This window comes from Tolypothrix campylonemoides VB511288_2 (assembly GCF_045999855.1).
GTDB classification, from domain to species: Bacteria; Cyanobacteriota; Cyanobacteriia; order Cyanobacteriales; family Nostocaceae; genus Scytonema; species Scytonema bouteillei_A.
In genome coordinates, this window is sequence record NZ_JBFPMW010000002.1 from 879,815 (window position 1) to 905,232 (window position 25,418).

The following is a 25,418-nucleotide window of genomic DNA, read 5'->3' on the forward strand; positions in this document are numbered from 1 at the left end:
TTGATTCAAGTACTAAAAACAACTTGCCCGTTCTGAATTGCTATCAGTTTTACTTTGAGTGGCCCTGCGGTGAAAGTGTCTTCTGCTGCAACAGCTTTAATATCTAATGGCAGATTATACTGCCTCAATTGGGTAATGAAGCGGTAGAACGTACTATCTATTTGAATACTGTCTAAGATTCCAGCATTTCGGGCACGAAATTGCGAAGCAGAAATGAGTAATTCCAGTCGCTGACGTAATTGGTAGGCTGTCATCTTTTGAGGATCGGCTGTTGTGGCTGCTAACACCTCACCTCCTGTAAAGACTTTTTGATTGAGGGTTGCATCGGCAAAAAACTGAATACCATTTTCTCCTCTGACGTAGTTACCAGCACTAAACACTCGGACTACATATTCTCGACCATCTTTTATTTGCTGACTGAGTTGCTCAATTTGCTCTTTAGTCACAAATAACATCTGTGAATTTTCTGTATTTGCACCGGGTTCAGTAAGTTTGAGGATAGCTGTTCGGTTCGCTTCTTGTAACAGTTGAACGATCGCCTGACGCGCAGCTGTTGGTTGTTCAATACGAACAACTCCAGCAGCGAGAACTTGACCCCGAACCAAGGCTAGTTTTCCCAAACGCAATTCGCGGTAGGACTGGTAGAATTTTTCCAGCCTTGCCACTTCCTGTTCTAGCTCATTCTGCTGCATTTCCAGGTCTTTAAGGCGAGACTCCCTTTGAGCAATGACTTTTTCTCTTTCCGCAATGGTTTGATTGCGTTCTTGAATCAGCCGATCTAGGTTATTAATTCTTTTGTCTCGCTGTTCAATACCCTCCTGTCGGTTAGCCAGTTCGCGATCCCGTTTGTCGATCGCTTCTTGCGCTTGGGCGATCGCTCTTTTTGCCTCGGCAAATAATTTTTGCCGCCCTATCTTAAGTTTTTCTACTTCTACCAGCAGCTTTTTTTTCTCAACATCAACGTTTTGCAGTTCAGCTACAGTTTGTTTGTAGCGTGCTACTACTTGATCCAGTTGGGTCTCCGTATTTTGGAGTTGAGCTTGAATTTGGGCTTGTTGGCTGAGAGTGCGGCTGAGTTGTTCTGTCGTGCGATTCAGTTGGTTTTGCGTTGCTTGTTGTTTTGCATTTGCCTCCTTTAATGACTCATTGGTTTTTTGCAAGCGTTCTTCTTTCTCTTGTTGTTCTTTTCTAGCTTGCTCTAATTCTTTCCGCGTGACATCCAGTTGTTGAGTTGTGGATTCGAGACTTTCGCGCTTGCGACGAAGGTCTTTTTGTATATCCTCTAGCTCAAATACTCCTTTACGCAACCCTTCGTCAGCAGCAAACAAAATTGCCAAAGTTGATGCCGAGACTAAAGTTCCTGTCAGAATAGTCACTAGTACTGCTGTGTTTTTGGGACGCAGATTGAAGAGTGAGAGCCGCGCCTTGCCAACTCGGGTGCCAATACGGTCTCCCACTGTGGCGATTGCGCCTCCCAAAATTAATATTGCCAATATTAGGATGTACCCGGTGGTCATCTTTTAGCTACCGACGAAATCCTTCCAGATACAGCCTACTACTTCAAGCCATCATCTGTGGAGAAATTAGAGGATAGTGCTGAGTTTTTTAGAGAGCTTTCAGCATAGGTACACAATTGCTTCTGCCCTCTTAACTCAACACTCAGAACTATTTTAGGTGAATTGCCGACTTAAGGTAACGGGCTTGTGGACAGTAATCTTTTTCTTATGAATGGAAATCATCTTTTTCTCCCGCAGGTCACCTAGTAGCCTGGTAACAGTCACGCGAGTAGAACCAATTGCTTCCGCTATTGCTTGATGGGATAGCTTCAAATCAATTGTGATTCCATCAGCACAAGGAACGCCAAAATCACGACAGAGAATTAGTAAAAAACTCACCAATCGCGAACCCATATCTCGGTGAGCAAGTGTTTCAATCATCATCTCTGTTTGTAAAATTCGCGAAGACAGTCCGCGCAGCATTAACATTGACAATTCTGGATTTTCCTTGAGTGCTTGTTCTACCTGTTCTATTGGGGCTGACAGCAGTTCAACAGGCGTAAAAGCAACTGCATGGTAAAACCTATCTGATTTGTTTCCTGTTAACAAGGACAAAACGCCAAAAACACTATTTTCCCGAAGTAGTGCTACGGTTATTTCTTCTCCTGCCTCGTACACCCTGGAGAGTTTAACAGCTCCTTTCAATAAGAAATAAACTCGTTCGGCAGGATCGCCGGGGAAAAAGATGGTTTTATTGCGTTCAAACGTCTCTACAACAGGAGGAAACGCTCCTGTTGCCATCTGACGAAAAACATTTGCTAGGGCCTTATCTTGTGTCATCATCTCCCTTCCCCTACCCAATGCCGGAAAAAATAAAACTAATTCCCTAAGAATACACCCGAAAAATCAAGAACACATTGTCAACCTTTTTGTTCTTTCCTATACTTATCCTCTGGTGCTCATAGTTAATTGTTCATCATGATACATAATTTTTCATGTTTAGATCTAGTACTTTTTAAATAGTTGATTGCAAAAGTTTTTCCAAAACAGTTTTTTGACAAAAAACCGAAGATATATTGAGATTGCCCGATGCTTCCAGTAACAATTTTCTGGTAGCTAACAGGTACCCGGATCGTAATATTTACTAATACTGCTCAAAACTCCAGACAACTAGCCTCAGATTCTAGTATGCTCAAGCATGAAAGTTCACATTAAGAATTAATATGCTTGACCTGACGGGAAAAAAAGCTATTGTAACAGGAATTGCAAACAACCGATCCATTGCTTGGGGGATCGCCCAACAACTCCATAAAGCAGGAGCCGATCTGGGAATTACTTACTTGCCAGATGAGAAAGGCAAAATGGAAAAGAAAGTTGCAGAACTGGTAGAACCCCTCACTCCGAGCTTGTTTCTTCCTTGTGATGTCCAAAACGACGAGCAGGTTAGGTCAACCTTTGAAGAAATCCAGCAAAAGTGGGGTAAGCTAGATATCCTCATCCATTGCCTCGCCTTTGCCAGTAAAGATGACCTGAGTGGAGACTTCAGCAAAACCTCTCGTTCCGGCTTTAATCTGGCAATGGAAGTGAGTACTTACTCTCTAGTACAGCTTGCAGGGATCGCTAAACCCTTAATGACTGAGGGAGGAAGTATTGTCACTCTGTCCTACCTGGGTGGTGTACGAGCAATTCCCAACTATAATGTCATGGGAGTTGCCAAAGCAGGGTTGGAAGCTTGCGTGCGCTACCTAGCGGCTGAAATGGGTTCTGCCAATATTCGGGTAAACGCCATATCCGCAGGTCCTATTCGTACTCTCGCTTCTAGTGCGGTAGGAGGTATTTTGGACATGATTCACCATGTTGAGCAAGTTGCGCCATTAAAACGCACTGTCACTCAGCTCGAGGTGGGCAATGCAGCCGCTTTTTTATGTAGCGACTTGTCTAGCGGAATTACCGGGCAAGTCCTGTACGTTGATGCAGGGTACGAAATCATGGGCATGTAAAAATAAATTATTGTGAAATTAGGTAGGCTAGCGCTCGGTGACCGGAAAATTGAACGATTACCTTGATTTGTGTCAACCTACCTAATTGTGTATTTACCATTAGAGATTGGTTGTTGGCAAATGGCTCTGACCCATTATTTGCGAAAAAATACAATCTCTCACCCCCAAGTTTCGCCTCAACAAAGGTTAACAGCCTCCCTGTATATCGATCGCTGGTCATCGGTCGCTGGTCAATGTTATTATTGGGAGTCAACTGGGTAACCTATAGATTAAACGTATTGCTGTTGCCCGAAGCACAAGATGAAGTCTGTTGCAGACGCCCCGAACTCCGAACTAAATACACGAGACAGTCCGCCAGTTGTTCTAACCTCTGAGTTGCGAAAGGTCTATCGCACTGGCTTTTTTATGAATCAGAAAGTTGTCTCTCTCAAAAACTGTTCTTTGAAAGTTTACAAGGGAGAAACTTTTGGGCTGTTAGGACCAAATGGTGCTGGTAAAACAACACTATTGAAATTGTTACTGGGAATTATCCGTCCGACATCGGGGCGGGGATTGCTTTTGGGAAAGCCGATTGGAGATCGTGGTGTTAAAGAACGTATCGGTTATTTACCTGAAAACCCTTATTTATATGACTATCTCACGGGTTGGGAATTTTTACAGTTAGTCGCCGGACTATTTCAAATTCCTAAAAAGGTTCAACGCCAACGCATTCCTCAATTGCTGGAATTGGTAGGATTGCCTCAATCTGACGCCCGCAAAAAACTCCTGCGCCGTTATTCAAAAGGAATGTTACAACGTGTCGGAATGGCACAAGCACTCATTAACGATCCAGAACTGGTATTCTTGGATGAACCCATGTCAGGGCTCGACCCTGTGGGACGCTACCAAATGAGAGAGATTATCTTATCTTTAAAAGCGGCAGGTAAAACAATTTTTTTCAACAGTCATGTTCTCAGTGAAGTGGAACAAATTTGCGATCGCGTTGCCATTCTTGCCCAAGGTGAACTTATTTGTTCTGGATCTCTTAATGAACTTTTAGGAACAACTGACGTATATTCTGTCAAAGGACACGGTGGAGACTGGGAAATTATTGAAAAATGGATCGCTAATTTGGAGTACCAGCCAGATGGGTCTTGGCAAGGGGAACTCAATGGAGATTATTATGATTTTCTGGCGAGCCTGCGTTTGATGGGAGGGCAATTAATAGCCATGAATTTGTCACGTCCATCTTTAGAAAAGTTTTTTGTGCAACAAATTCAAAACCTGAAAAATCAGTAATTAGAGCGTAAAAAGTAGAAGGTAGTCATTATTGGCTTGTGAAACAAACCTGACTATCTATTCTTACTTTTCATACTTATCGTGCTTGTGAAAATATTGATTTCCAATATAGGAGCAACAAAATTTACAGTAAATTTACATAGAACCGAGTTGAACTTTAAATAAAATTCAAATAAAATTTAAAGTTATTAAATAATTTCGTTCCGGAAGGATAATTTAATTGAAGAATGTGTGAACATCAGGGAACTAGAATACGTAAAAATAGTCAATCAGGCTAAAAATGTTTAAACAGTATGTAATTAATAGTAATCTTAGGTAAGCAATGCATAATACGAGTGTGGTGAAATTGCTCGCCCATCCAGCTGTGGGTATGGTGTTATTAACATCTGTAAGTATCGCTATTCCAACCGTTAGTTTAGCGCAAAGGCAGCCAACAGCGAGAACGACACAGGTAGACACAAACTACACCCTTGGAGGCGGCGATCGCATTAGAGTGAGTGTATTTGAAGTTCCCGAATACTCAGGAGAGTATCAAGTTCCACCAGGTGGAGGAATTAACTTACCTTTGATTGGCAGTGTTAATGTTCTGGGACTAACTACGGAACAATCTGCTGACTTAATTGCCCAAAGATACTCTCGGTATCTAAAACGTCCTATTATTTCAGTTAACCTATTATCACCTCGTCCCATTAACGTTTTTGTCGCTGGAGAAGTCACCCGTCCGGGAGCTTATACTCTCAGCTTGCAAGGAGGTGCAGGAGACAATCCTGGGGTACAATACCCAACAGTACTTGCTGCACTCACCACCGCCCAGGGTGTAACTTTGAGTGCGGATGTCACTAGAGTGGAATTGCGGCGCAAACTTGGCAGAGGACCAGAACAAGTTACCAGTCTCAATTTAGATGAACTCAGACGCACGGGAAGGTTACCCCAAGATATCACCTTGCGGGATGGCGATACCATTTTCGTACCCACAGCAAGTACTCTAGACTTAGCAAATGCACGTAATTTAGCCGCATCTAGTTTTGCTGCCGATCCCACAAGACCCCGTACAGTAGCAATTATTGGTGAAGTTTACCGTCCTGGGTCATATCTAGTGACTCAAGGTGCTACAGAAGGTGGTACCACCGGTCAAACGAATGCACCAAGTATTACAGGTCAACCCACTTTGACACGAGCACTTCAGCTAGCAGGAGGAATTACACCACAAGCTGATGTTCGTAATGTCATCATCCGCAGACCTACAAGAACTGGATCGGAACAATCTATAAATATTAACCTGTGGCAACTGTTGCAAAGCGGTGATATCAATCAGGACATCATCGTACAAGATGGAGATACAGTTGTTATCCCAACGGCAACTGAAATCAACCGTGCAGAAGCAACACAATTAGCGACAACGACTTTATCTCCCACGCGCATACAAGTGGGTGTCGTTGGTGAAGTGAAAAAACCGGGGCAAATAGACCTTCAGCCCAATAGCACTTTAAACCAAGCATTACTAGCAGCTGGTGGATTTAATGATGCCAGAGCAAGTAGTAAAGCTGTAGATTTGGTTCGCTTGAATCCAGACGGTTCTGTGACCAAACGTCAAGTTAAGGTAGATTTTAAAGCAGGAATTAATGAAGACACAAACCCAATACTCCGTAATAATGATGTTGTGGTAGTGTACCGATCTGGTGGAGCAAAGGCTGGCGATACAGCCGGTTTGGTTATTAATCCTCTAGGTGGTCTTTTAGGTATTGTTAGAGCTTTATTTGGCTTCTAAAAGTATTACCATCCAGTTTTTTTACTCCCTTTAGCCCGCTTTTGCGGGCTTTATTTATTAAGTAAGAGGAAGAAAATTTATGAGAATTAACTTATTCCCGATAGCAGGTAAAGGTATTACCTCTGGCGTACATAACTTGATAAAAATTATTCAAAAATATCAAGAACAATTTTATGTTTTACTGTGGCTGCAAAATCGCAGCGATCTGGGTTTTGATTCTGGAGTCGCTTCATTTATTGCTCTTTTTAAAGAACCCAATTCCATTTGTTTGTTTACAGGTGCAGTCAGTGATATGGTAACAATGCCTTCACCTCCTAAATACACAGATGAGGGTAGTAGTGGTTATGATGTGATAGTAAAATTTATTCATTCTCTTGAATGGGTGAAAAAACGAACTCTCAGAATTGACCCTGAAGATGTTCTTGATGGTGCTACCATTCGCACTCAAGATTTATGGGAGGAATTGTGTACTCAGTCTGAGGATTATCGAACAGTAACACAACGGATGACTGCTTATGAAGAACTGATTTTAGAAATCTCTACTAATAAATCTGGAATGTTATTTCTAGAGGAAACTTTTTTGAATGAAGAAGAGTGATAAGCGGGTACTTTTCTCCAATGAAAGACAACATCGAATGTGGGGCATAGCCCTACCTACTTTACTCTTTATTTCATAAATAATACCAATTTGAAAAAAGAATGTGACAGATAATTGGGTAAGATTCAATCTAGTAAGGGCTTTCTCAATCCAAAATCTAAAATCTAAAATCCACTCATAGTATAAGATTGTTCCAATGAAACTGTATTTCACAGAACAACGTCATGGATAAATGCGCTACTAATAACTCATGACCAATGACTCGTGACTTATATGCGGTTTCCACTTAGCAAACGTCAACCCAAAGCATCCTGGATGAAAGGATTGCTGTGCAGCTTAACCCTAGCTTTTAGTTGGGGTGTAGGAATTTCCTCTACATTGGCAGCAGAAACAGTGACTATCCGCTTGGGTCCTTTTCAGCAGTCAGTAGCGATCGCAGACTTGGAAAAGTTTGCTAAAACTGGTAAATTGCCGGAAGGGCTAGAAGTTTTGTCACCCTTCTTAACATCAGAAATACGAGACTTTTTGACCAAGCGTTTTAGTGTAGATCCCGCTTTTGCCGATAAATTTGTTGATGAAATACGGCAAACACCAATAGGGAAACAAATCTTATCTTCCTTGGGATCGGCAATTCCCGGCAGTACAGTTGATACCATTCAAGTAGCACTCAACCTTGCACTTAAACAAGTAAACGGTTTGAGCCCCCTTGGTTTCTTACGAGCTTACCCACAGGAAAATGTGACAGTGGATGCAACTCAAGTCATTGGTTTAGCAGTTGAGCTAAACCCCACTCGCATCGAGAGTCAAGCCCTCGGAGTTTTATTGGAAAGGGAGTTACCTGCTACAAGTAATACACCCTTTAAAACGACCTTTGACCCATCTACAGTGGGAAATGAAGCCGTACAGGAACAGACTCTAAATTTTTATGACCGACAGCGCAACCGTACATTACCTGTAGATATCTATTGGAGTAGGGCTAATGCCGACAATCCTTTGGTTGTTCTTTCCCACGGTTTTGGTTCCAATCGAAGATCTCTAAGATATTTAGCTAATCATCTTGCCTCTCATGGTATAACAGTCGTTGCTCTCGAGCATCCAGGTAGCAATGCCATATCAGTTAATAAGGCGAACGATGCTGCTAATTTAGGAAAACTGCTACCACCAACTGAATTTATCGATCGCCCGCGAGATGTGAGTTTTGTCCTTGATGAGCTCGCAAAACTCAATACTCAATCGGGAGAATTTCAAGGAAAGTTTAACACGGAGAAAGTTTCTGTCATCGGTCATTCTTTAGGAGGTTACACTGCTTTGGCTTTGGTCGCCCCTGAGGTGAACTTGGAAGACTTGCGGAAATTCTGTAAAGACTCTCTCAATCTTGACAAATCTCCCGCAGATTGGTTGCAGTGTTCTGCTGCTTCGTTGCGAGATAAAAAACTGCGATTGCAAGATAAGCGAGTGAGTCAGGCGATCGCTCTCAATCCTGTCATTGGAGAAATTTTCGGGAAAAAAGGTCTAAGTCAAATTACCAAACCAGTCCTCATCTTAGCAGGAACCGAAGATGCGATCGCTCCAGCATTGAAACATCAAATAGCACCTTTTAATCAACTACAGGGCGAAAAATATTTGTTAACTGCCATTGGAGGGACTCACTTAAGTATTAGCGATCCTGCAAGTACAGCCTACTCTATAGTCAAAGAACGACGAGGTGAAGAAGCCAGCTCCTTGAGACGATTGACCCAAGGTGTGAGTTTAGCGTTTGTCAAACAACTGACACCAGAAGCAAGAACTTACCGAGAATTTTTGACTCCAGCTTACGCACAGTTTCTTTCTACTTCTGAGTTACCATTGCGTCTTGTTTCTGAATTACCTACCAGTATCAAACCTTGGGTAGAAGGGAGTCTCGAGCGCAATTATATTAAGTAAAGTTACGGACAAATAAAATACTTGCAAGCGAAACCACTTAGTGATTTAATAGCGATGTCCTACAGCTAGGGCTTAACAGATCCCCGACTTATTCGAGAACTCGGGGCTCTCAGCCAAAAGAAGTTACTGTAACTTTTTGTATTTAATTGAAAAAAGCTTGCTTATTCATACGATTTGTGATAACAACATACTCATTCTGAGAGAATATCCTAAATTTAGGGCATCATCATAGTAGTGTGTCATTATAATAAATTCTACCAAACACTTAGTTAGGAGATTACATGGAACCAATTATTGCAATAGTCTTAGTGCTTATAGGGTACGCATTAGGATCTGCAAAACTAATCAGCCAGGGAAATGAAGCCTTAGTCGAACGTTTAGGGAAGCAACACCGAAAACTCAGTCCTGGTTTGAACTTTATTGTGCCTCTAGTCGATCAAATAGTGATGGAGGACACAACAAGAGAGCAGTTTTTAGATATCAAACCTCAAAATATCATAACTAAGGATAACGTTTATTTAGAAGTCGATGCTGTAGTGTTTTGGAAAATCAAAGATATGGGCGATAGCTACTACAATGTAGACGATCTTCAAGGCGCTCTCACCCAGCTAGCTACAACAACTATCCGAGAGGTTATTGCTCAAAATACTTTACAGTACGCTAACACTTCTGGAAGTTCTTTGCGTGAAGAGATTAAGAAACAGTTAACTGATGCAACGAGAAAGATAGTAGATCCAGCAACGAAAGAAGTAGTGCAGCCCGGTTGGGGAATTGAGATTATAAGAGTAGATATTCAAAGGATTACTCCTCCAGAAAGCGTCCAGAGGTCATTGGAAGAACAGAAAGCAGCTGAAATCAGGAAAGATGCTGCAGTTAAAGAGGCTGAAGGAGCGCGGCAAGCAGCTATTGAGAAAGCAGAAGGAGCTAAAGCTTCTATGCAAATTATCTCTGATGCTTTGCGTGCTAGTCCAGAAAGTAAGGAAATCTTGCGCTATCTTGTCGCTCAAGATTATATCAATGCCAGCTACAGACTCGGTGAAAGCGAAAATGCCAAAGTCGTCTTCGTCGATCCAGGTAAAGGTGGCGAAATGATGGATTTGATATCTGAGAGTCTCTATGAGGAAAAAGGCAAGAAAGCTGAAAATGGTAATGGTTCTACCTAAAGCGATAAGCGAAACTTAAAGGCTAAAGCCTTATCGCGGCTCAATTTGCGATTGCCGAAAGATAGCATCAGCAACCAATGAAACGTCACGCATCTCTGTCACATCATGCACTCGGAGAAGATCTGCTCCATTAAAGATTGCAGCACAGCACGCCGCCGCCGTTCCCCAGACTCTTGCTTTCGGAGCGCTTTGGTTGAGAATTCGACCAATAAAACTTTTACGGGACGCTCCTACTAAGATAGGGCAGTTAAGTTGACGCAATTCCGGCAAGCGGCGCAAAATTTCTAAATTGTGCTCGTAATTTTTAGCGAAGCCAATGCCCGGATCGATAATAATTTTTTGGCGATCGATACCACAAGCCGTTGCAGCAGCAATTTGCTGTGTCAGAAAACTTAAAATCTCCCCCATCACATCCTGATAATCAGTTAGTTTTTGCATATTCTGTGGATTTCCCCGGATATGCATCAGTATAATAGGCACATTTAAACTACCCACAGTTGGCAACATTTCTGGGTCAAAAGTACCACCAGAAATATCATTTACTATGTCTGCTCCTTCTTCCACAGCTGCCTTTGCTACAACTGCCCTCGTGGTATCCACAGAAATAGGAACTTGTAGCTCCCTTCGTAACAAGCGCAAAACTGGCAAGACACGACTAATTTCTTCATTCAGAGAAATTTGCTCTGCTCCGGGTCGAGTAGACTGACCGCCAATATCGATAATATCCACACCACTTGCTACCATAGCCCGTGCTTTTGCTACAGCAGCAGAGAGCGTATAAAAATCGCCACCATCGCTAAAGCTATCTGGTGTGACATTTAAAACGCCCATTAAGTAAGTTCGCTGTCCCCACTGAAAACAGCGTTCTCTAACGATCAACTCGTTTGTCATAATTTGGGGGTAGAAACTGTAACTTGATTGCTATACATCTTTGTAAAAGTCTGGTCATTTTGTACAGGTTCACGCGTAGTCGTAACCGTCCCTTCTGTGAACAGGCGTTAAGTAGTTCAACTTAATTGACCTCCGTTTCTTGTCAATAACAAACTCACCGTAACCATGCGACATAGGACAGACTCGCGCCGTGAAAGTCCCGGCGTACTTACCTTTTGGAACCGAGGCACGAACAATGTCACCAGTTGAAAAACCAAGTATTGGACGTAATGGACGATGTTTTTGTGGATAACCAAACTGATCTGTCTGACATCGCTGTCTACCACCAAAACCAGTTGCTCTTACCTTCAAAATTTTAGTGGTAACAAGTTTGATGGTTTCGACGATACCCTTACGGGTTCGGCAGTTGCCTGCGACGGGAAACCCGTCTACAGCACTGCACTCACCAACACAGGCTGCATCAATCCAGTGTGCTTTTGGTAAGTCAAATCGAATCCGGTTGAACTTGGTTTGACCTCCAGTTCCTGTTTTAACTGGCAATCCTGTCTGTTTAAGAGTGTTGAGCAGTGACCACCTTGTTGAATTTACACAAGCAGCATCTTTTAGCGGTGTTTTAGCTTGTCGCAATACTCGATTTAGGACATCTGGCTTACCTTTGAGAAATTCTTGAATATCTTTGCTGCCTTTACGCTGATTGCACTTGTGACAAGCTAAGCAAAGATTAGATATCCGGTCTGAACCACATGCCGACTTTGGTTGAATATGCTCAATCTCTAACGGAACATCTTTGATTCCGCAATAAGCGCACTGACGATTCCACTTTTCTAAGAGATATTCACGACATTCATAACCATGCAAAGTCCCCTGCTGGTATTCCGCCCCAGAGATCTCTGGATTTTGAATTGCTTGAGTATCAAACTTCACTAACTCCTGAACGATGGAACCAATTGGCGCGAACTTTTGAAGACGCTTTACCCAAGTTTCGCTGGTAATAACACGATGCCTCAAAGATGGAGCCAACCATCCATCAGGGCGTTTGCGATTAAGAAATCTGGCTTGCCGGTACCTGGTATTACGACTTCTACGTCCTCTACGCACTGCTCTACGATGTTCTAGAGCATCTTTGATTTGTTGACCACGGTGCTGCAACTCCATTCCCCAAATGACGTTTCCTTGGTTAGTAACCAAAGCGATACCCGTAAATTTCGAGCCTGGATCTATTTTGAGAATGAGAGGGTATACATTTGGATTTTCAATGACTCGTTTGAGTATCAAAGTAAATGGATATCTACGAAACACAGCAGCTTTACCAGAATCTAATAATTTCCGTGCTTGTGCTGGATGTACTGGGTTCAGTGGAGTTTTGTTTTTGTCGATAAGAAAAACGTAGTTTGACATATTCTGCCATCTTTATTACTAAGTAAAGTTTGCCTCGACAATGATTTAAGAGCTTTTTGAGGAAGTGGCACTACAGCTATAAACCTGTTTACTGATTACTTAACCACTTCCGACAGTGCATAATGCTGGCGTTCACATTCAGGTGTCATGACTCAAAAATCGTAGACCTCGAAGGTCTTAGTCTGCACGTTCCGACTTTGTACAGCTTTGTCTATAGTTGACTAGTTCTGTATAGGTTTTTCGGAGCGGGTAGAGATTGGGAATCGGAAGCTAGGGACTAAGGGGTCAGAAAATTATGCTGTGCTTAGTGTCAGTATTCCTCGTTACCAGGCTCAGCCTAGTAACGCTCTTATTTGGAGGCTCTGCCTCTTCAATATATAAAAATATTGATAGAAAGCAGAGCCGCACTGATTGCATTCCCAACTTCTAGCTGGGAACAAGAAAAAACAACGAACCCCCTAACCCCTTAAAGCATCAATTTACTGATAGTTAACAATTCGAGCAAAGCTTGCGGGTTCAAGACTTGCTCCCCCCACTAAAACCCCATCAATCTCCGGTTCAGCCATGATTTCATCGATAAGATTTGGCTTTACAGAGCCGCCATACTGAATTGGTACATCAGGATTGCTCAACAAGCTGCGAATTAAGCCTGTGACACGATTGGCTTCCTTGCATTCACAAGTATCGCCAGTGCCGATCGCCCAAATGGGTTCATAAGCAATCACCAAATTCTCCTGATTCACATCCACCAAATCTGTTTTTATTTGGTTCGTAATCAGCGATTCTGTTTCCCCCGCATCTCGTTGTTGTTTGGTTTCACCCACACAAAGAATTGGGGTTAAACCAAAGCGTTGAGCTGCTTTAAGGCGGAGATTAACGGTTTCATCCGTTTCCCCAAAATATTGTCGCCGTTCGCTATGACCGACAACAACATAACGTACCCCAATTTCAGCCAGCATAGGTCCGGAGATTTCACCCGTGTAGGCTCCAAATTCCTCCCAGTGGATATTTTGCGCCCCCAATTGTACTCGACTGCCATGTAAATTTTTAGACAAAGCGCTTAAGTCAGTGAAGGGGACGCACAAAACCACTTCTCGCTCATCAGGGGTTGCGTCCAAAGCAGGCAAGAATCCTCTTAAAAAATCTTCGGATTCTGCCTGGGTTTTATACATTTTCCAGTTACCGGCAATAACTATTTTTCGCACAAGTGATTTCGTCTATATCTTACTGCTACAGATGCATTCTTCAGTTTAGGATGTTTTGTTGGACATTGGCTAACAGTGACTGGTAACTAGTGACCAGTTACCAGTGGTGAACCCTACTTTTACATCTCACTCTAAGTTGTGAGGTATTTAAGTTTCTCATGCTGGCTGAGGGGGAGAAGGGGGGAGTGGGAGAGAGGGAGAGGGTTTTACTCAGTTTTTCCAAAATCTTAGAATATAGAAATTATATGCAAGGGCAGCTTAGAACCAAAAGTGACTACGATGGAAGGCAGAGCATATAAAAATCTAAAATCTAAAATTTAAAACCTAAAATCTAAAATCCAAAATTGATATGGCTTCGACATTACCCCTACCCGAACCTAGCGGTGGTTCATCCAGTACGGATAACTCTCCCCAATGGGAAGAAGAACTAGATAGTGCTATTTTCACCTTTGAAGACATTCAAGCAGAACTCAACTACAAACAAGCACAAACAGCACTACAAAATTTGGTCAACCATCTCGACCTTACCCCTCAAGAACAAGAAGGGCTAGAAACAGAAATTGCTGACTTAGAAACCATGTTGGGAAAACTAGAACGCATGGTCGTTCAAATAGCAGCTTTTGGCTTGGTTGGACGCGGTAAATCCTCTTTACTGAACGCATTGGTAGGACAAACAGTCTTTGAAACAGGTCCCTTACACGGTGTCACGCGCAATACTCAAACAGTAGACTGGAGCTTTTCTTCGGAAGAAATTGGCAAAACAGAACACGCTTTGCGAGTCACTTTACCTGGAATAGGTCAATCTCAAGTCCAATTAATTGACACTCCCGGTTTAGACGAAGTTGATGGTGATACCCGTGCAGCACTAGCAGAACAGATCGCAAAACAAGCGGATTTAATTCTGTTTGTGATTTCCGGTGATATGACCAAAGTCGAACACGAAGCCCTTTCTCAGTTGCGCGAGGTGGGTAAGCCGATTTTGCTGGTGTTTAATAAAGTAGACCAGTACCCAGAAGCAGACCGAATGGCAATTTATGAAAAAATTCGGAATGAGAGGGTAAGAGAACTTCTTTCACCAGATGAAATTGTGATGGCAGCAGCATCGCCCATCGTGAGGACGATGGTTAAACGTCCCGATGGCACTCGTGGCGTACAGTTACGCTCGGGAACTGCTCAAATTGAGGAACTCAAATTGAAAATTTTGGAAGTTTTGCAACGTGAAGGAAAAGCTTTAGTTGCTCTTAACACAATGATTTTTGCTGACACTGTGAACGAACAATTGGTGCAGCGCAAGCTCAAAATTCGTGCTGAAGCCGCCAATCAACTTATTTGGAAGTCAGTCATGACAAAGGCAATTGCGATCGCACTCAATCCGGTCACGGTAGTAGATTTTTTGAGTGGAGCAGTCATTGATGTTGCTCTCATTATGGGTTTATCAAAACTATACAGCATTCCCATGACAGAAACAGGCGCGGTCAACTTACTCAAACAAATTGCCTTGGGGATGGGTGGCATTACGGCGAGCGAATTACTGGCAAACTTGGGTTTAAGTTCCCTCAAAACACTGCTTGGACTATCTGCACCTGCAACTGGTGGTATTTCCCTCGGTCCCTATTTATCTGTAGCTTTAACGCAAGCAGGGGTTGCAGGTGTTTCTTCTTACGCCATAGGGCAAGTCACCAAAGCATATTTAGCTAATGGAGCATCATGGGGAGCGAGCGGACCTAAAGCTGTGATTGGGAAAATTTTGGCAGACCTTGATGAAAGTTCTATCCTCAACCGAATCAAGGATGAATTACGCAGTAAGGTAAACTTAAATAAAGTATAATTTTTAACAAATACTGGATTGAGAATTTCCAAATCCAAAAATATTGCAAAATTTCTCATGATGCAGTCTTCTAGAGCGCCACTCCTCTGAATCGCCCAGGACATAGAGCTTGACTTGGACATACCTTGACGATCGCTGTGTTTTTCAGCGATCGCATTTCTAAAATACTATAAATACGTATATGGCGGTATAACAGGAGTAATAATCTGTGCAGCCAGATTTAATGGGCTTGGAAATTACGAAGGGCGAACTAAGACGCTTGATTGGGTTAGACCCAGATGACGTGTTTCGACCTTCTATTATGAACGATCGCGAGAAGCGATTGGGTTTTCTTATAAATGAAATGATAGTAGCACTCGCTCTCACACCGATTGTTGTCGGTGGAATTTACGCATTTATTATTTTGCCTATCTTTGGTTCCTCGATCCCTCTAGGGCTACTCTTGTTAATTTTAGTACCCGTGACTGTAGCCATCGGGCGGTGGGTTTGGCGACGTTTTACCTGTCCAAAAACATTAACAACACTTTTAGATGAAGTTGATAAGTATCATTCTGTTATCAAAGCGATAGATATTCACGACCAACTCACAACCTCGGGCAATGACACCCATTTTAACGATAGAGAGAAAGCGCTCGCCGCTTTACAACTTATTAGAGAAGATTTAGTCCGGGCTTTGAAAACGGAACGAATTTTGCGAGATAATAAAAAGCTGCTTGCTAACAACCAAGAGCTATTTGTTAATAATTTAACGAACGTGCAAACTTTGCAACTGAGCGCTCAAGCTAGCGAATACGCTCAATTTCTCAATCAGTCGTTGCAAATTGCCCTTGATGTCCAAGCAGAAATCAGAAAATTGCAGTCTCCCCACTAAGTGAGGAGTAGGTGACATGAATATGACCACAAAACCAAAAATCATTGTCCTGGATGACGACCCCACAGGTTCTCAAACAGTTCACAGTTGCTTACTGCTCATGCACTGGGATGTAGATACTCTGCGCTTGGGATTACAAGACGATTCCCCGATTTTCTTTGTACTAACTAACACAAGGTCTCTCCCCGCAGATAAAGCAGCGTCGGTGACTCGGGAAGTTTGCCATAACCTGAAGCTAGCTATCGAAGCTGAAGAAATTCATGATTTTCTGATCGTCAGTCGTTCTGATTCCACTTTACGGGGACATTATCCCATTGAAACCGATGTCATTGCTGAAGAACTCGGTCCTTTTGATGCTCATTTCCTTGTACCTGCGTTTTTTGAGGGCGGACGTATCACGCGTGACAGCGTACATTATTTGATCGTCAATGGTGTTCCAACCCCCGTCCATGAAACTGAGTTTGCACGCGATTCAGTTTTTGCCTACCAATATAGTTATTTACCCAAGTACGTAGAAGAAAAGACGACAGGACGTATTAGCGAGGAGTCAGTAGAACGCTTTTTACTTGCGGATATTCGAGAGGGAAGTTTGGAACGCTTGATGCAACTCAGCCAGAATCGGTGTGTGGTTGTAGACGGAGAAACTCAAACAGATCTTAACCGTTTTGCACGAGACGTACTAGCAGCAGCAAGCCAAGGAAAAAGGTTTTTGTTTCGCAGTGCTGCCAGCATTTTAACAGCTTTGGCAGAATTGCCTCCCCAACCTATTGCAGCAGAAAATATGGCACAGTATGTCAGAGGGGGTAAACCGGGCGTAGCGCTCGTAGGCTCACACGTTAAGAAAACAACCGAGCAACTAAAGATGCTCTTGCAAGAAGAAGGAACAGAAGGTATAGAAGTTGATGTTTCCCAACTGGTGAATGCAAGCGTAGATGAATCTGCTACACTGCTAATCAAGGTTGTTGACAGTGTTAAAGCAGCACATGAGGCTCATAAGACACCAGTAATTTATACCAGTCGTCAAGAGCTAACATTTGAAAATGTGGAAACTAGATTGCAATTTGGTCTGAAGGTTTCAGCTTTATTAATGGATATTGTACGGCATCTACCATCAGATATTGGATTTTTAATTAGCAAGGGTGGCATTACTTCTAATGATGTTTTAAGTACTGGTTTAGCTTTGACTTCAGCACGTTTGCTCGGTCAAATTCTAGCTGGTTGTTCAATGGTGAAAACTCCATCAGATCACCCTCAGTTTCCCGATTTACCAGTGGTATTATTTCCCGGAAATGTGGGCGATGCCCGTGCTTTAGCAACGGTTTATCAAAGATTAAAAGCAGTTAGTAGTTAGTGGTTAGTAGTTAGTGGTTAGTAGTTTTTACCACTAACTACTATTGACTAACAAGTATTTACTAACAATATTTAAAATGTAAAGTCAATGGCTACTTACTTTAATGCAGAAGAAAATCCTATCCTCCCCGAATCAGAAGTCAATTCTGTTCTCGTGTATTTAAAATCAAATTCTGTAGAGGGCAGTGCGGAAGTGATTTCTGTCAGTACCAGTGAAAAGTCACCTTCTGCTGTTGCTGAAACAGCGTCACATGTTGTAACTTCTGATGAAGAATCACAACCGACAGTTGTGGATGTAGATCCGAATTCTGTTGCGGCTGATTTAGAAAAAAATGTTCTTCCTGAGACAGTCTCTGATTCTATTCTTACCGATTTGGAGTCAAATGTTGTTCCTATCAATGCTGAATCCAAACCCGAGCCACTCACTATAGATTTGGATGAATTGTCGTCTCTAGAAAATACGGTAAATCCAAATATTCAAGTCCAACTGAAAAGTGATAAAGAAAGGCTGTTATTAATTTTACCAACAGAATCCCAAGTGCCTTCTTCAGAATACAATTGGACTGATATCTGGCAACAGATGAAATTACGACTTTTAGCTTGCAATCGCTCTTTCTCACCAAATACTCCCGTGTATTTAGAAGCGCAAGATCGATTGTTAGATGGCAGACAACTACAAGAACTGGCTGAGAGTTTAGCTCAATATCAAGTTCATCTAAAATTTATTTCCACCAGTCGCCGCCAAACTGCTATTGCTGCTGCGACTGCAGGCTACTCTGTAGAACAAATACAACCTACAAAAACGCTTCGTTCGGAACCCAAACCAACTAAGCTACCTCTAGTGGAGCCTCTCTATTTAGAAAAAACCGTTCGTTCAGGAGAGGAAATTCGCCACCCAGGTCATATTATTCTTTTAGGAGATTTAAACCCAGGTGGTATTGTAATTGCAGATGGGGATATTCTCGTGTGGGGTCGCCTGCGTGGAATTACTCATGCAGGTTCTAGTGGCGATCGCGATTGTTTGATTATGGCTTTACAAATGGAGCCAACCCAATTGCGGATAGCGGATGCCGTGGCTAGAGCACCGGAAAAATCTCCGACTCAGTATTATCCTGAAGTGGCTTATGTCACATCAGAAGGAATTCGCATCGCTCGGTCTACGGATTTCTCTAAAATCTTATTAAGTAGGCTCAGCCAAAAAAAGGATGAGGGATGAAAATGGGATTGGGGATTAATAATTTTCCAGTTCTCAATTACCAGTCCCCAGTCCCCAGTTCCTATTTCATCCTTGTTTTTGTTGTATATTTTTAATCACCAATCGAGCGCATTTCCATCATGACTCGCATTATTGTCGTTACCTCTGGAAAAGGAGGGGTGGGTAAAACCACGGTAACAGCAAATCTGGGTATGGCTTTAGCCAAAATGGGACGTCAAGTAGCTTTAGTTGACGCGGATTTTGGTTTGAGAAATTTGGATTTGCTACTAGGACTAGAAAATCGAATAGTATACACTGCAGTTGAAGTTTTGGCTAGAGAATGTCGTCTGGAGCAAGCTTTAGTCAAAGACAAACGTCAACCCAATCTAGTTCTGTTACCTGCAGCACAAAATCGTACCAAAGATGCTGTCACTCCCGACCAAATGAAGCTTTTGGTAAATGCGCTGGCACAGAAGTATGAGTACGTTTTGATTGATAGCCCAGCCGGAATTGAGATGGGGTTTAAAAATGCGATCGCCCCAGCAAAAGAAGCTTTAGTGGTATCCACACCAGAAATAGCCTCAGTCCGTGATGCTGACAGGGTTGTGGGGTTACTAGAGGCACAAGGTATTAAGAAAACTCATCTCATTATCAACCGTATCAGACCGGCAATGGTACGGGCAAATGATATGATGTCCGTTCAAGACGTTCAAGAACTTTTAGCTATTCCCTTAATTGGGGTAGTTCCTGATGACGAACGCGTCATAGTCTCTACCAATCGCGGCGAACCTTTAGTACTGTCGGAGAATTCTTCTTTGGCTGCCACAGCTTTTGATAACATTGCTCGCAGATTGGAAGGAGAATCAATCGAATTTCTCGATTTAGATTCAGATCGCGACAACCTCTTTTCTCGTCTGAAGAAGTTGTTCCGAACAAAGATCGTTTAACTTTCCAACTGTCTGCCCTTCTAGCCGCAATGATTGTCGAACTTTTAGAAAAACTTTTTTCGCGCAGTGCTGACACCAGTCGCACTCAGGTTAAACGTCGTCTGCAATTAGTTATAGCTCACGATCGCGCTGACCTCAGCCCCCAAATCTTAGAAAAAATGCGGCAAGAGATTTTAGAAATTGTCTGCCGTTATGTAGAAATTGACAAAGATGGATTGGAGTTTTCCCTCGAAAGCAATCAACGGACAACTGCTCTGATTGCCAACTTGCCAATTCGGAGAATCAAAGAAAATTTACCGGAAGAGATACTGAAACCTGAGGTTGTTACAAAAGAAGCAACTCCAAAAGAAGCGACGCCAAAAGAAACGATACCAGAAATAGAAGTTACCGATAAAGTTACCGATTGAAGCCTGCTCTGTCAAAGCAAAGGTAATCTTTTTCACTTGGTTTAACGTTACTCTCCCCCTCTCGTTTTAAGAGGCTCGGAGGTTAAGCTTTATCGAACTTACGATAACCTGAATATAGCTGTAGTTGAGAACTTCTCACGAAGAAGGGCTATGAGATTAGTGGTAATTGTTTCACGAGCAAGCAATGCTCGTGACGTTGCGTAGATTTGCCCTTAGATATATTCATGTTTCATGAAACTAAATTTTTCAGCTTTTAAATACTCTTCTGGAGAAAGATAGAGGTGAGATTGGTTGAGAGTCGTACAAAGTAATTATTATATTTATTCTTAGTGAAGTGCTACAGGAGCAAAAAATGCATTCCTTATCCAATCCAAAAGATTGGTCATGGCCGTTCTGGCCAGTTGTACCGCTTTATCCCTATGGTAGGAGGCGCACACTCTGTAGGGAAGTCGTTGAGGGAACTATCTGGACATTCGAGCAAGTTCAGGGCATTCTCTACACTGTTGTCCCGATCCGCATGACTGTTGTAAAGCTTTCTGGTGGTGGTCTTCTCATTTATGCCCCTGTTGCCCCAACTCCTGAGTGTATCCGTTTGCTCAAGGAAGTAGTTGCAAAGCATGGTGATGTTAAGTATATCATCCTGCCAACCAGTTCTGGTTTGGAGCATAAGGTTTTTGTTGGTCCCTTTGCCCGTCGCTTCCCTCAAGCCCAAGTCTTTGTTTCTCCCCATCAGTGGAGTTTTCCAGTCAACCTACCTTTGAGTTGGCTTGGCTTTCCTTCTAAAAGAACTTACATCATTCCGGAAAATAGCAGTGAACTTCCCTTTGCTGATGACTTTGATTGTGCTGTATTGGATATCAACTTGGGAAGGGGTTCTTTTGTAGAAGTTGCTCTCTTTCACAAGCGATCGCGTACCCTACTCTTGACCGATACTATACTTTCAGTACCCGAAGATCCGCCCGCCATCGTCCAGTTAGATCCATATCCCCTGCTATTTCATGCCAAAGACAGCGCACTTGAAGCGATTGAGAACAACGAAACAAATCGCCGTAAGGGATGGCAACGCATTTCATTGTTTGCTATTTACTTTCGTCCCAGCGATTTGAAAATGTTGGAATTGGGAAAGATGGTACGCGATGCTTTTAAAGCACCAGATCGATCTGCAAAGGCATATTTTGGTTTTTTTCCCTTTCAATGGCAAGAAAACTGGAAGTATTCCTTCGATGCTTTGCAAAGTGGGGGGCGTCCCTTTGTAGCACCCATTTTACAAACCCTAATTCTTCCTCAAGCACCAAAACAAGTTCTCCATTGGGCTGATAAAGTTGCTACTTGGGATATTCACAGGATAATTTCTTGTCACTTTGACTCGCCGATTGAAACAAGCCCGGAGCAATTTCGACAAGCATTTGCGTTTCTAGAAAAACAACACTCTCTGGATGGATATCAGTCTTTACCAGAAAAAGATTTGAAATTTATTAAGGAACTTGAAGCGAGTTTAGTCCGTAGTGGCATTGCAAAACCAGCTAAGGAAAATTTGTAATTCAGCACAATGTTCCCATCCTTTCGATAAAATGTAGTCACAATTTCAAGGCGATCGCTATGGCAACTAATGAAACTTGGGAAACAACCAGTAATGTTTCTGTAGGAGAAAATTCTTCCCTAACACCAGAGCAGTATCGTAAAAAGATGCAGCGACGTAAAGAAATTCAAGAACAAAGAGTTGCTCAAGCGTCAACCGAAAAAGGATTAATTATTATTAATACTGGGAATGGCAAGGGTAAGACAACAGCTGCATTGGGAATGGTGTTGCGATCGCTGGGCCATGGTTATAAAGTGGCGATTATTCAATTTATCAAAGGAGCTTGGGAACCTGCTGAGAAAAACGTGCTCGGCATTTGGCAGGGAGATTTGCTAGAATTCCACGCTTTAGGCGAAGGCTTTACCTGGGAAACTCAAGACCGCGATCGTGATATTGAAAAAGCGGTTGCGGCTTGGCAAAAAGCACTAGAGTACATTTGCAACCCAAATTATAAGTTAATTTTGTTAGATGAGATCAATATTGCTCTAAAACTAGGTTATTTAAGAACTGAAGAGGTTTTGGCAGGATTAGAACAAAAGCCTTATGACACCCATGTTATTCTGACTGGTAGAGGTGCGCCTCAGGCATTAATTGAACAAGCAGATCTCGTGACGGAAATGACGTTAGTCAAACACCCTTTTCGGGATCGAGGCATTAAAGCACAGCCAGGAATCGAGTATTAATTATGAATTATGAATTGTGAATTATGAATAACTACCATTCATAATTGATTTTTGCACATTTGCAAAATTCTGCGATCGTCTGCACTTGCGTTTAGTGGATGATATGTTTGTAGTGCGATTGAGTGGTCATAAGTGGTAACTTCATCATCTATCAGACGAGGTACGCTACTGCTAGTCGCTATTTGAGCCGGGTTTTTGTCACCGGGGTAACCAGTTACAGTCATTGCCAACTCACCTCTGGAGTCAAGAGTACCGTTAAAACAACTAAATTCCGAGTGAGGCATATATAAAGCGCCTAACACTTTACCCTGTTGCTTTTCAAACACAATGTAACCCTGTCCGAGTTGACTTGGTTTTGGTGATTCACCATAAAGGTAAATACCATCCTTTTGAGGAATTTTTGCTCTACTCAATGCAGATGTAGAGTTTTTTACCAATCTTTGAGAATTGGTGCTTGGTGTACCAAGACCAAGAGCATTGACTTGTTGTAAATTATTTGTTACTTTAACCGGAGTAAAATCGTTACTGAATGCTGCTTTAGTTTGGCTGGCGAAGGTGCCAAGCATGAGAACTAAGCCAACAAGGGGAAATCCCATCTGACGTAAAGGAAAGTGCTGTTTCATATTTTTAGGCACCCTACTTGCCTACTAAAGTTTACAATCGTGTCTTGATGTTCTGTGACTTATATTTAACGTACTTGAGTCGTAATTTGTTTGTCTCCGCCAATAGTTGGATTTGTATTTTTCTGAAAAATCCTCTAGTAAAGAATTAAATTACTACTTTTTTTGGATTGTTAATTTTAAGTATCCATCTTTAGCTCATCCTACTTCTACTGTTGTAGACCATATGTGGTAGTGTGCTCTGGACAAGAGGAACTACAAAAGCAAATTTATGAATTCCGGATAAGAACCAGAAATTTTTCCAATTTCTTTCCTTATTCCTTATGAGTACTGATAGATAAGGAAATATATAAAAATATTGGATTTTTCAAATATTAAATAGGGTAGTATCTATCAAAGTTTAAAAATACGCCCTAGATTTCATAAATTGCATAAAAAGCTAAATTTGTAAAGCTTAGAATTGAGTATATGTTAAAGTTTTTATGAATAAAAAATAACCTCCTAAGTCAGGAGGCATACTACTAATGGATCGATTGTTTAGTTGGTTCAGAACCCCGACTTCTTTGAGGAAGCCAGGATTCTTTTTTGCAACTTATGGAATGAATGCAGTCAGTGACTAGCTAGCAACATATTCTTTAACGTTAGCGCGGCGACGGCGCAGGTGAGCCAGAGCTTGATGCTCTAACTGACGAACCCGTTCCCGGCTGAGGTTAAGGCGTTCGCCAACCTTAGCCAAAGACATTTCGTTCCCATCAACTAAGCCAAAGCGCAGGGCGAGAACTTCTCTCTGCTGAGGAGTCAGTTCTGCAAGCATATTGTTCAAGTCTTGGCGCAAGAATTCCTGAGTGGTGTAATACTCTGGTGATGGACCTTCATCTTCGAGCATCTCTTGTAATTCAGTGTCTTGGTTGTCGCCAACTTTTACGTCTAAAGACACAGGCTGACGCGCCATATTTAAATACTCTCGAATTTGCGCGGGTTCTAATTCGAGTTCTTTGGCAATTTCAGCAGGAGAGGGAGATCTTCCCAGTTTTTGTGCAAGTTCCCTCTGCACTTTCTTGATCTTGTTCAGTTTTTCTGTAATGTGGATGGGTAAGCGAATAGTACGACCTTGTTGGGCGATCGCTCTTGTAATTGCTTGACGAATCCACCAGTAGGCGTAGGTTGAGAACTTATAACCCCGCGTTGGATCGAATTTCTCTACACCTCGCTCCAATCCTAGAGTCCCTTCTTGGATCAGATCCAGAAACTCCATATTCCGCTTCTGGTATTTTTTAGCAATAGCAACCACTAGGCGTAAATTCGCCTCAATCATCTTCTGCTTAGCCCGTTTGCCTTGGTGAACAACTTGCTTAACCTCAGCTTCTGACTTGCGGACATGAGCAGCCCACTCTTGTAATGTTGCTTCGTGACGCAGTTTTTTCTCTAAAGCTTCTTTCGCTTCGACAAGCGTCATCATTTGTTGTACCTGCTTCCCGAAGACAATTTCTTGCTCACGGGTTAACAATGGTACACGACCAATCTCGCGCAGATAGGTTCGCACCATATCAGCCGTGAATTTGGCGTTTAGGTTTTCGGTTTGGGCATCAACTGTAGGCATCGGTGCGTTTTCCTCTATTCCGTAAACAAAGTTAATAAATAATGAAGACAAAAGGGGATTGCAATGCACTCCTTATTACGTATGCAGGAAACTACCAATAACAAACTGTTATATACAGGTTTTGTGGTGACGGTCATCCCTTAAGGTAAGTTCCCCATCTTTTCCACATTTTGGAAGCGCTCTTAAGCATTCTCGTAATTATCAAGAATTCTTTTGTCTGTTAGTCGCTGGCGGCAACGGATATAATATGAAGTCGATATGAGTTTTACTTACATTATGGTACGACAGTTTTTGTCGAACGTAAAGTACTGGAGTTAAATCTTTCAATTATAAAACAAAACGTTTTGGTTACACGAAAACTCTGACATTATTTTTCATATATTTATAATGACGCTAAAACCCCCCTTCCGGTCTTCCTCCAATAGCCGGATAACCGAACTGAATCGCTTCCTATTATGGAGGGATGTCACGAAATCTCAAAATTGGAAATAGAGATTTAACAATTGGTAGTTACTTCCTCTATTTCACAAATACCTACCATCACAAGAAACAGAGTTGGGCGTCGAACCTTTCTCTATTAAGGTACATGACAATCATTACAAACATCTGTTAGTCAGA

General features: G+C 42.2%; 21 protein-coding genes. 14 read left to right on the forward strand and 7 right to left on the reverse strand.

Translation table 11 applies throughout. From position 1 onward, the window contains the following. Positions 1-5 precede the first annotated feature (5 nt). Both AB0756_RS08200 and ntcA read right to left on the reverse strand, forming a co-directional pair. Positions 6-1,517 carry a DUF3084 domain-containing protein gene (locus tag AB0756_RS08200; protein WP_038081395.1) on the reverse strand — a complete coding sequence of 504 codons (1,512 nt, stop codon included), beginning with the start codon at positions 1,515-1,517 and terminating at the stop codon, positions 6-8. 153 nt (positions 1,518-1,670) lie between these two features. Beyond that, positions 1,671-2,339 carry a global nitrogen regulator NtcA gene (ntcA, locus tag AB0756_RS08205; RefSeq protein ID WP_033336565.1) on the reverse strand — a complete coding sequence of 223 codons (669 nt, stop codon included), beginning with the start codon at positions 2,337-2,339 and terminating at the stop codon, positions 1,671-1,673. 380 nt (positions 2,340-2,719) lie between these two features. Between ntcA and fabI the strand changes: the two genes are divergently transcribed. The 6 genes from fabI to AB0756_RS08235 all read left to right on the forward strand — a co-directional run bounded on the left by fabI (position 2,720) and on the right by AB0756_RS08235 (position 10,226). Continuing rightward, positions 2,720-3,496: an enoyl-ACP reductase FabI gene (fabI, locus tag AB0756_RS08210; RefSeq protein WP_038081396.1), complete on the forward strand. Its 777-nt coding sequence runs from the start codon at positions 2,720-2,722 to the stop codon at positions 3,494-3,496. Between the two features lie 300 nt (positions 3,497-3,796). Further along, the gene (locus AB0756_RS08215; protein ID WP_038081398.1) at positions 3,797-4,774 is read left to right on the forward strand and encodes an ABC transporter ATP-binding protein; all 978 of its coding nucleotides are present in this window, start codon (positions 3,797-3,799) and stop codon (positions 4,772-4,774) included. Between the two features lie 322 nt (positions 4,775-5,096). Further along, positions 5,097-6,542 (forward strand): SLBB domain-containing protein, encoded by a 1,446-nt coding sequence (locus AB0756_RS08220; RefSeq protein WP_038081399.1) that lies wholly within the window; start codon positions 5,097-5,099, stop codon positions 6,540-6,542. A 79-nt stretch (positions 6,543-6,621) separates the two neighbouring features. Beyond that, complete coding sequence (locus tag AB0756_RS08225; RefSeq protein ID WP_038081400.1) at positions 6,622-7,140, forward strand: hypothetical protein; 519 nt, start codon at positions 6,622-6,624, stop codon at positions 7,138-7,140. Positions 7,141-7,413: 273 nt separating this feature from the next. Beyond that, complete coding sequence (locus AB0756_RS08230) at positions 7,414-9,063, forward strand: alpha/beta hydrolase (RefSeq protein ID WP_038081401.1); 1,650 nt, start codon at positions 7,414-7,416, stop codon at positions 9,061-9,063. Between the two features lie 281 nt (positions 9,064-9,344). Beyond that, positions 9,345-10,226 (forward strand): SPFH domain-containing protein, encoded by an 882-nt coding sequence (locus AB0756_RS08235; RefSeq protein WP_038081403.1) that lies wholly within the window; start codon positions 9,345-9,347, stop codon positions 10,224-10,226. Positions 10,227-10,256: 30 nt separating this feature from the next. On the opposite strand, the gene folP is transcribed toward AB0756_RS08235, so the two are convergent. The 3 genes from folP to tpiA form a co-directional block, all read right to left on the reverse strand. Next, a complete protein-coding gene (folP, locus tag AB0756_RS08240) occupies positions 10,257-11,117 on the reverse strand; it encodes a dihydropteroate synthase (protein WP_038081405.1) in 861 nt (286 codons plus the stop codon). Positions 11,118-11,186: 69 nt separating this feature from the next. Beyond that, a complete protein-coding gene (gene iscB / locus AB0756_RS08245; protein WP_038081407.1) occupies positions 11,187-12,515 on the reverse strand; it encodes an RNA-guided endonuclease IscB in 1,329 nt (442 codons plus the stop codon). Positions 12,516-12,994: 479 nt separating this feature from the next. Further along, complete coding sequence (gene tpiA / locus AB0756_RS08250) at positions 12,995-13,720, reverse strand: triose-phosphate isomerase (RefSeq protein ID WP_050046418.1); 726 nt, start codon at positions 13,718-13,720, stop codon at positions 12,995-12,997. A 349-nt stretch (positions 13,721-14,069) separates the two neighbouring features. Between tpiA and AB0756_RS08255 the strand changes: the two genes are divergently transcribed. From AB0756_RS08255 to cobO, 8 genes are all read left to right on the forward strand, one after another. Further along, positions 14,070-15,548, forward strand: a complete 1,479-nt coding sequence (locus AB0756_RS08255; RefSeq protein ID WP_038081409.1) for a GTP-binding protein — start codon at positions 14,070-14,072, stop codon at positions 15,546-15,548. A gap of 208 nt (positions 15,549-15,756) precedes the next feature. Continuing rightward, positions 15,757-16,419 carry a hypothetical protein gene (locus tag AB0756_RS08260; RefSeq protein ID WP_038081410.1) on the forward strand — a complete coding sequence of 221 codons (663 nt, stop codon included), beginning with the start codon at positions 15,757-15,759 and terminating at the stop codon, positions 16,417-16,419. A gap of 22 nt (positions 16,420-16,441) precedes the next feature. Then, complete coding sequence (locus tag AB0756_RS08265; protein ID WP_038081444.1) at positions 16,442-17,770, forward strand: four-carbon acid sugar kinase family protein; 1,329 nt, start codon at positions 16,442-16,444, stop codon at positions 17,768-17,770. A gap of 87 nt (positions 17,771-17,857) precedes the next feature. Further along, positions 17,858-18,985, forward strand: coding sequence for a septum site-determining protein MinC (gene minC / locus AB0756_RS08270; RefSeq protein WP_050046419.1), 1,128 nt, complete (start codon positions 17,858-17,860; stop codon positions 18,983-18,985). Between the two features lie 119 nt (positions 18,986-19,104). Further along, positions 19,105-19,911 (forward strand): septum site-determining protein MinD, encoded by an 807-nt coding sequence (gene minD, locus AB0756_RS08275; protein WP_038081412.1) that lies wholly within the window; start codon positions 19,105-19,107, stop codon positions 19,909-19,911. Between the two features lie 29 nt (positions 19,912-19,940). Further along, positions 19,941-20,318, forward strand: a complete 378-nt coding sequence (minE, locus tag AB0756_RS08280; protein WP_038081413.1) for a cell division topological specificity factor MinE — start codon at positions 19,941-19,943, stop codon at positions 20,316-20,318. 352 nt (positions 20,319-20,670) lie between these two features. Then, positions 20,671-21,858, forward strand: coding sequence for a DUF4336 domain-containing protein (locus AB0756_RS08285; protein WP_038081414.1), 1,188 nt, complete (start codon positions 20,671-20,673; stop codon positions 21,856-21,858). A 59-nt stretch (positions 21,859-21,917) separates the two neighbouring features. Next, positions 21,918-22,580 carry a cob(I)yrinic acid a,c-diamide adenosyltransferase gene (cobO, locus tag AB0756_RS08290; RefSeq protein WP_038081415.1) on the forward strand — a complete coding sequence of 221 codons (663 nt, stop codon included), beginning with the start codon at positions 21,918-21,920 and terminating at the stop codon, positions 22,578-22,580. 38 nt (positions 22,581-22,618) lie between these two features. On the opposite strand, the gene AB0756_RS08295 is transcribed toward cobO, so the two are convergent. Together AB0756_RS08295 and AB0756_RS08300 are read right to left on the reverse strand one after the other, a co-directional pair. Continuing rightward, the gene (locus AB0756_RS08295) at positions 22,619-23,203 is read right to left on the reverse strand and encodes a hypothetical protein (protein WP_038081417.1); all 585 of its coding nucleotides are present in this window, start codon (positions 23,201-23,203) and stop codon (positions 22,619-22,621) included. A gap of 613 nt (positions 23,204-23,816) precedes the next feature. Next, positions 23,817-24,800, reverse strand: coding sequence for an RNA polymerase sigma factor, RpoD/SigA family (locus AB0756_RS08300; RefSeq protein ID WP_038081418.1), 984 nt, complete (start codon positions 24,798-24,800; stop codon positions 23,817-23,819). Between the last annotated feature and the right edge of the window lie 618 nt (positions 24,801-25,418).

Coding starts and splice junctions, on each gene's coding strand:
- AB0756_RS08220 (WP_038081399.1), top strand. CDS start 5,097: ATGCATAATACGAGTGTGGTGAAATTGCTCGCCCATCCAGCTGTGGGT.
- ntcA (WP_033336565.1), bottom strand. CDS start 2,339: ATGATGACACAAGATAAGGCCCTAGCAAATGTTTTTCGTCAGATGGCA.
- minE (WP_038081413.1), top strand. CDS start 19,941: ATGATTGTCGAACTTTTAGAAAAACTTTTTTCGCGCAGTGCTGACACC.
- AB0756_RS08300 (WP_038081418.1), bottom strand. CDS start 24,800: ATGCCTACAGTTGATGCCCAAACCGAAAACCTAAACGCCAAATTCACG.
- AB0756_RS08285 (WP_038081414.1), top strand. CDS start 20,671: ATGCATTCCTTATCCAATCCAAAAGATTGGTCATGGCCGTTCTGGCCA.
- AB0756_RS08255 (WP_038081409.1), top strand. CDS start 14,070: ATGGCTTCGACATTACCCCTACCCGAACCTAGCGGTGGTTCATCCAGT.
- AB0756_RS08230 (WP_038081401.1), top strand. CDS start 7,414: ATGCGGTTTCCACTTAGCAAACGTCAACCCAAAGCATCCTGGATGAAA.
- AB0756_RS08200 (WP_038081395.1), bottom strand. CDS start 1,517: ATGACCACCGGGTACATCCTAATATTGGCAATATTAATTTTGGGAGGC.
- minD (WP_038081412.1), top strand. CDS start 19,105: ATGACTCGCATTATTGTCGTTACCTCTGGAAAAGGAGGGGTGGGTAAA.
- cobO (WP_038081415.1), top strand. CDS start 21,918: ATGGCAACTAATGAAACTTGGGAAACAACCAGTAATGTTTCTGTAGGA.
- iscB (WP_038081407.1), bottom strand. CDS start 12,515: ATGTCAAACTACGTTTTTCTTATCGACAAAAACAAAACTCCACTGAAC.
- folP (WP_038081405.1), bottom strand. CDS start 11,117: ATGACAAACGAGTTGATCGTTAGAGAACGCTGTTTTCAGTGGGGACAG.
- AB0756_RS08225 (WP_038081400.1), top strand. CDS start 6,622: ATGAGAATTAACTTATTCCCGATAGCAGGTAAAGGTATTACCTCTGGC.
- AB0756_RS08295 (WP_038081417.1), bottom strand. CDS start 23,203: ATGAAACAGCACTTTCCTTTACGTCAGATGGGATTTCCCCTTGTTGGC.
- AB0756_RS08215 (WP_038081398.1), top strand. CDS start 3,797: ATGAAGTCTGTTGCAGACGCCCCGAACTCCGAACTAAATACACGAGAC.
- fabI (WP_038081396.1), top strand. CDS start 2,720: ATGCTTGACCTGACGGGAAAAAAAGCTATTGTAACAGGAATTGCAAAC.
- AB0756_RS08235 (WP_038081403.1), top strand. CDS start 9,345: ATGGAACCAATTATTGCAATAGTCTTAGTGCTTATAGGGTACGCATTA.
- minC (WP_050046419.1), top strand. CDS start 17,858: ATGGCTACTTACTTTAATGCAGAAGAAAATCCTATCCTCCCCGAATCA.
- AB0756_RS08265 (WP_038081444.1), top strand. CDS start 16,442: ATGACCACAAAACCAAAAATCATTGTCCTGGATGACGACCCCACAGGT.